Source organism: Streptomyces sp. SID10853 (assembly GCF_010548145.1).
GTDB lineage: Bacteria > Actinomycetota > Actinomycetes > Streptomycetales > Streptomycetaceae > Streptomyces.
Genome location: NZ_JAAGLN010000406.1, coordinates 1 through 3288 on the forward strand (window position 1 = coordinate 1; position 3288 = coordinate 3288).

Consider the following 3288-nt stretch of genomic DNA (forward strand, 5'->3'; position numbering starts at 1 on the left):
CGCCGTACGCGAGCTGGCCGCGGGCGCGGTCCGGCGGCGCCCGCACGGGCCCGAGGCCACCGGCCGGGGCCGCACCCAGATCATGAACGCGGCCTATCTGATCGCCGGGGAGCGGAGCGGTCAACTGGCCCGCACGGTCGGGCGGCTCCGCGACGCCCTCGGTCCCGACGGCATCGAGATCGAGGTCTCCGGGCCGTGGGCCCCCTATTCGTTCACGGATTCCTTCACGGATCCGGTCACCGATTCATGCACGGATCCGGTCACGGATGCACGCACGGATGCGATCACGGACGGAGGCGCTCATGCAGACCGGTGATCCCGTCCCCTGGCAGGGCCCGGAGGCCGTGGCCCCCATCGGGGTCCCGCTCGTCGATCTCCTCGACCGGGTGCTCGGCACCGGCGTCGTCATCAGCGGAGACCTGGTGATCGCCATCGCGGACGTCCCGCTGGTCCGGCTCTCCCTGCACGCTCTGCTGGCATCCGTCAGCGAACGGGTCCCCGCCCCGTGGGCCGACAGCGGGCCGCTGTGAGCGGCGCCCGGGTGGACATCGACCCCGAGAGCGCGGGCCGCGATCTGGCGTCGCTCGTCCTGACCGTCGTCGAACTGCTCCGGCAGCTGGTCGAGCGCCAGGCGATCCGCCGGTTCGACAGCGGCGACCTCACCGAGGAGCAGGAGGAACGGGTGGGCACGACCCTGATGCTCCTCGACCAGCGGATGACGGAGCTCTGCGAACACCACGGACTGCGCCGCGAGGACCTCAACCTGGACCTCGGGCCGCTCGGCACCCTGCTGCCCCATGAGCCTCGCTGACCGGCGGCCCGCCGTCCCGGGCCGCTCACCCCTTCCCAGCGGGGCGCCCCGATGCCAGGCTGGGATCATGAATGATCTGCTCGAACGCCTGCGCACCGGACTCCCGGCCGAAGCCCTGATCAGCGACCCGGACATCATGGCCTCGTACGCCAAGGACTCGGCCGGTTTCTGCGACGCCGGGGCCCCCGCCGCCGTCGTCCTGCCGCGCACCACCGAGCAGGTCCAGCACGTCATGCGGACGGCGACGGCCCTCCGTGTCCCCGTCGTCCCGCAGGGCGCCCGCACCGGTCTCTCCGGCGGGGCCAACGCCGTCGAGGGCTGCATCGTGCTGTCCCTCACCAAGATGGACCGGATCCTGGAGATCAGTACGGTCGACCGGATCGCCGTGGTCGAACCTGGCGTCGTGAACGCCGTGCTCTCCCGGGCCGCGGCCGACCAGGGTCTGTACTATCCGCCGGACCCCTCCAGCTGGGAGACCTGCACCATCGGCGGGAACATCGGCACGGCGGCGGGCGGCCTGTGCTGTGTGAAGTACGGGGTGACCGCCGAGTACGTGCTCGGCCTCGAGGTCGTCCTCGCCGACGGGCGGCTCCTGACCACCGGCCGCCGCACCGCCAAGGGCGTCGCCGGGTACGACCTGACCCGGCTCTTCGTCGGATCCGAGGGCAGCCTCGGGGTGGTCGTCAAGGCCGTGCTGGCGCTGAAGCCGGCCCCGCCGCGCCAGCTCGCCCTGGCCGCCGAGTTCTCGTCGGCCGCTGCCGCCTGCGACGCGATCTGCCGGATCATGGAGCGCGGTCACACACCCTCACTCCTCGAACTCATGGACCGTACGACCATCCGCGCGGTCAACGCGATGGCGCAGATGGGACTCCCCGAGACCACCGAGGCCCTGCTGCTCGCCGCCTTCGACACCCCGGACCCGGCGGCCGACCTGGCCGCGGTCGGTGAGCTCTGCGCGGCGGCCGGCGCCACCGAGATCGTGCCCGCCGACGACGAGGCGGAGTCCGAACTGCTCCTCCAGGCCCGCAGGCTGTCCCTCACGGCGCTGGAGACCGTCAAGTCCGCGACGATGATCGACGACGTGTGCGTACCGCGGTCGAAGCTCGGCGCGATGATCGAAGGCACCGCGGTCATCGCCGAGAAGCACGACCTCACCATCGGCGTCTGCGCCCACGCCGGTGACGGCAACACCCACCCCGTCGTCTGCTTCGACCACGACGACCCCGACGAGTCGCGGCGGGCGCGTGAATCCTTCGACGAGATCATGGCGCTCGGCCTGGAACTGGGCGGCACGATCACCGGTGAACACGGCGTGGGCGTGCTCAAGAAGGAGTGGCTCGGCCGCGAACTGGGGCCGGTGGGCGTCGAGATGCAGCGCGGGGTCAAGCAGGCGTTCGACCCGCTGGGCCTGCTCAATCCGGGCAAACTCTTCTGACCACCCTTCTGACCCGCCCTTCTGACTCCCGGCTCCGGTCGCGTCTCCCCGGGCGTCCTGCCGCCCTGCCGCCTGCCGTCTGCCGTCTGCCGCCTGCCGCCCCTCGCCGTCACCGGCTCTCGTCGTCGGACTCGTCCGAAGGCCAGGGGTCGCTCATCCACAGATCGTCGGCGGGCAGCGGGGTGAGCAGCGCGGCCAGACCGGCGTCGATGCCCAGATGCGCGCTCTCCGAGCCTGGCGGCACGGCCCGCAGGGTCCGCTCCAGCCAGGCGGAGACCTGCGCGGTCGGCGCTTCGAGCAGGGCGTTCCCGTCGGGTGAGGAGAGCGCGATACAGACGACGCTCTTCGAGTCGACCTTGGTGGGCCAGATCCGTACGTCGCCGTGACCGCACGGCCTGAACACCCCCTCGACCATCAGTTCACGGGCGAACGACCAGTTCACCGGGGAGTCCGAGGCGATGTGGAAGCTGACGTGCACGGCATAGGGGTCGCCCGTGCTGTAGGAAAGCCGGGCAGGGACAGGGATGCTGCGCTCGGGCGACAGCACCAGCTTGAGCTCCAGTTCACGTTCCACCACGGTGTGCATGGCGTGCGCTTCCTCTCCTTGTACGTACGCCCAACGGCGGGCCGTACAGGGTGAGAGCACCCTGCCCGGCATTCATTACGCGGGTTTCGAGGATGATTTGGCGATGACCGGAAAGTGGTCGATGCAGCAGGACCGGTCCGTGATCCCACGGCGGTCTGATAGATGTGGAGCCTTGAATTGCGGCTCTCAAGGAGATACGGGACCACGGTGATGAGCGCCCCAACCCCGGCAACCGGCGACGGCAGCCCCACGCCTGGCTACTACCCAGATCCATCGATTCCCGGATATGTGCGGTATTGGAACGGTGCCGCGTGGGTACCGGGAACGAGCCGCCCGGCCCCCGCCGACGACGACCAGGCCATGCCCGTACCGCCCGGCGGCGCGGCACCCGCGCCCGCCGCGCCGCTGCCCGCCGTGCGCAGACCGTCCGACGCGTCCCCGGTGCCGCGGGCCGAG

General features: G+C 71.0%; 6 protein-coding genes. 5 read left to right on the forward strand and 1 reads right to left on the reverse strand.

The genetic code is table 11. The features are described 5' to 3' along the window. The 4 genes from G3I19_RS35505 to G3I19_RS35520 all read left to right on the forward strand — a co-directional run. Nucleotides 1-316 (forward strand): GvpL/GvpF family gas vesicle protein (locus G3I19_RS35505; protein ID WP_203601080.1); only part of this gene is annotated, 316 nt, incomplete at its 5' end. Beyond that, nucleotides 303-530: a gas vesicle protein gene (locus G3I19_RS37890; protein WP_164267805.1), complete on the forward strand. Its 228-nt coding sequence runs from the start codon at nt 303-305 to the stop codon at nt 528-530. The genes G3I19_RS35505 and G3I19_RS37890, both read left to right, overlap by 14 nt. Beyond that, a complete protein-coding gene (locus tag G3I19_RS37895) occupies nt 527-811 on the forward strand; it encodes a gas vesicle protein K (RefSeq protein ID WP_164267806.1) in 285 nt (94 codons plus the stop codon). The genes G3I19_RS37890 and G3I19_RS37895 overlap by 4 nt, the downstream gene beginning before the upstream one ends. A 67-nt stretch (nt 812-878) precedes the next feature. Further along, entirely contained in the window at nt 879-2246 is a 1368-nt protein-coding gene (locus tag G3I19_RS35520) for an FAD-linked oxidase C-terminal domain-containing protein (protein ID WP_164267807.1), read from the forward strand. Nucleotides 2247-2355: 109 nt separating this feature from the next. On the opposite strand, the gene G3I19_RS35525 is transcribed toward G3I19_RS35520, so the two are convergent. After that, nucleotides 2356-2832: an SsgA family sporulation/cell division regulator gene (locus tag G3I19_RS35525; protein WP_164267808.1), complete on the reverse strand. Its 477-nt coding sequence runs from the start codon at nt 2830-2832 to the stop codon at nt 2356-2358. Nucleotides 2833-3042: 210 nt separating this feature from the next. Between G3I19_RS35525 and G3I19_RS35530 the strand changes: the two genes are divergently transcribed. Further along, nucleotides 3043-3288 (forward strand): DUF2510 domain-containing protein (locus G3I19_RS35530; RefSeq protein WP_164267809.1); only part of this gene is annotated, 246 nt, incomplete at its 3' end.